The organism is Frankia sp. AiPs1, assembly GCF_023716945.1.
Taxonomy (GTDB): Bacteria; Actinomycetota; Actinomycetes; order Frankiales; family Frankiaceae; genus Frankia.
Map to the genome: position 1 here is coordinate 1 of NZ_JAMQQF010000702.1, position 2,695 is coordinate 2,695.

General features: G+C 72.3%; 3 protein-coding genes. 1 reads left to right on the top strand and 2 read right to left on the bottom strand.

What is annotated here, in order from left to right; translation table 11 throughout:
• On the bottom strand, positions 1-232 hold a 232-nt coding region (locus tag ND748_RS34775), incomplete at its 3' end, for an acyl-CoA dehydrogenase family protein (protein ID WP_251749496.1).
• Positions 233-368: 136 nt separating this feature from the next.
• A complete protein-coding gene (locus ND748_RS29620; protein ID WP_251749497.1) occupies positions 369-1,583 on the bottom strand; it encodes a CaiB/BaiF CoA-transferase family protein in 1,215 nt (404 codons plus the stop codon).
• A gap of 454 nt (positions 1,584-2,037) precedes the next feature.
• Here ND748_RS29620 and ND748_RS29625 point away from each other — a divergent pair, with 454 nt between their 5' ends.
• Positions 2,038-2,622 (top strand): nuclear transport factor 2 family protein, encoded by a 585-nt coding sequence (locus ND748_RS29625; protein WP_251749499.1) that lies wholly within the window; start codon positions 2,038-2,040, stop codon positions 2,620-2,622.
• The last annotated feature ends 73 nt before the right edge of the window (positions 2,623-2,695 follow it).

Sequence of the window (2,695 nt, forward strand, 5' to 3'; positions counted from 1 at the left end):
CGGCGAGATCGACCCACCGGCCGCCGGCGCCGCCCTGCTCCTCGGCCAGCGGCAGGCCCGCCAGCCCCACCTCGACCAGCGCCGCCCACACCGGCAGCTCCGAGACCTGCGCCGGGTCGGCGATCTGCTTGTGCCGCTCGTCGGCGGGCCAGTGGCGGGCGAGCTGGCCGACCACGGCCTCGGTGAGCGCGGCCTGTTCCTCGGTGTCGGCGACCCCGACCTGGTCGATCACTGCTGGCTACCTCGTGGGGCTCGGCGGAAGGCGCCGAGGGCGCCCCGCGGGGGTGACGGAGCAGTACGCGTGATGGAGCGGTACGAGTAACGGCGGGCCGGGCGTGCGTCGCCGCAGCCGGGCCCGCCGTGACCGGTCAGCTCGTGGCGCCGTTTTCCTTGAACTCGATGATCTTGTCCCAGTCGTACCCGAGCTCGAGGAGGATCTCCTCGGTGTGCTGGCCGTGCTCGGGGGCGGCGGTGAGCTCGAGGTGCTTCTCGTCGAACTGCACCGGGCTCGCCGCGACGGAGAACGTGTTGCCGTTACCGTCGGTGATCTTCGGCAGGTAGCCGTTGGCCTGGACCTGCGGGTCGGAGTGCAGCTCGGGGGCGGTGCGCACCGCGTCCCAGACGCCGTCGAAGTCGGCCAGGGCCTTCTCCCAGTGCGACAGCGGCGCCGACTCGAAGGTTGCCCGCAGCTCGGCGATGCACTCGCGCCGGTTGACGAAGCGGACCTTCGCGTCGCTGTACCGGGGGTCGTCGATGAGGTCGGGGCGGCCCAGGCGGGTGCAGAAGTCCGACCAGAAGCGGTCGGCCTGCAGCAGCACGACCGCGAGGAACCGTCCGTCGCCGGTGCGGTAGAGGTTCGCGACCGGGTTGGGCATCTCGTCGAGGTGGAACTTCGGGATCGGGGCGCCGGTGACGCCGGCCCCGACGATGTCCGGGGCGAGCTGCCAGATCGCGGCGGCCAGCAGGGACACGTCGACGACGGACGGCTCGCCGCTGCGCTCGCGGCGGAACAGCGCCGCGGCGATGCCGCCCGCGAGCGCGAAGCCGCCGTAGGTGTCACCGAAGGCGGGCCGCTGCGGGGCGGGCCAGTCGCCCTCGTTCGGGATGAGCGAGTCGCCGATGCCGCCGCGCGACCAGTAGGCGGCCATGTCGTAGCCGCCGCGGCCGGCCTGCTCCCCCTGCGAGCCGTAGCCGTGGCCGCGGGCGTAGATGACCTTCGGGTTCCAGGCGCGGACGTCGTCGACGTCGATGCCGGCGCGGGCCCGGGAGTCGGGCAGCAGGTTCGTGACGAACACGTCCGACTCCGCCACCAGCTTCTGCAGGATCTCGCGGCCGGACTCGCTGCCGATGTCCAGGCCGAGGCTGCGCTTGCCGCGGTTGGGCTGCTCGACGAAGTGGTTGATGTTGCCGGCGCCGGCGACAACGCCAGAGCTGATCAGGCCGCGTTGCGGGTCGCCCGTGACCGGGTGCTCGATCTTGACCACGTCGGCGCCCCAGTCGGCGAGCACGGCGCCCGCCGACGGGACGAACGTCCACGTCGCCACCTCGACGACCCGCACCCCGGCCAGGATGTCCTGCTTCATCGGCTGTCCTGCCTCATCGGCTCCGGTCTCCTCGAACAGTTTCGATGTCCATACGGACTGGGTCTGAACGAACTTGATCTGCCTGGATCTGTCTGGATCTATTAGGTCTGTCGCTGATGTTCCGAGGTCGGATCGGCCGGCCGTGGAGGCGGCGTGGCCGGTCCGGATGCCACCGGCGGCGCATGCTGATCACCGCGGCCGGCAGCCCCACCGGTCGAGCATCCTGCATGTTGACATGACCGTCAAACGTCGCTCCAATGACGACGGCGGGGCCAGCGGCGGCCTCCCGGGGAGGTGGGCGAGCGGTGTCGACGGACATTTCGGACTTCCGGGGCCGGGGGAGCGCCCGCGCAGCGTCCGCCGGCGGACAGCCGGCAGGTCAGGCGCCCGCCGAATCTGTCGGACCCGTCAACATCGTCGTTCCCGCCGTCCCGGGCGCACGGCAGGCCTGCCGGTGAGCGAGCTGACGGGCGGGCCGGCCACGGTCGGCGACGAGGCCGCCATCCGCCGGGTGCTGCTGGAGTACTGCCGCGGCATCGACCGCCTCGACCTCGAGCTGGTCCGCGGCTGCTACTGGCCGGAGGCGACCGACCGCCACGGTCCCTTCACCGGCACCCGCGACGAGTTCATCGACTGGGTCGGTCCGCTGCTGGGCCGCCAGACCATGACCATGCACCATCTCGGCAACGTTCTCGTCGACATCCCCGCCGGCCACGACGTCGCCGACGCCCATGTCGCCGTCGCCGAGAGCTACGGCGTCGCCTACCACGCGGGCGAACCCGCCGGTGACGTGCGGTGGAACTACGCCGCGGGCTTCCGCTACGTCGACCGGTTCGAGCGCCGCGACGGGCGGTGGCGCATCGCCGACCGGATCACCGTCATCGAGTGGGTCCGGCCCTGGGACGCCGACCGCGACCGGATCAGCAAGTTCGGCGAGCACCTGCCGCGCCGCGACGGCACCGACCCGCTCTACGCCACGCAGGCGGCGGCAGTCGGGGAAACAGCAGTCGGGGAAACAGCAGCGCGGGAATCGGCGTGAGGCTGACCGAGACGGTCGCCCTGGTGACCGGCGCCGGGCAGGGCGTCGGGCGCGGCGTGGCGCTGGCGCTGGC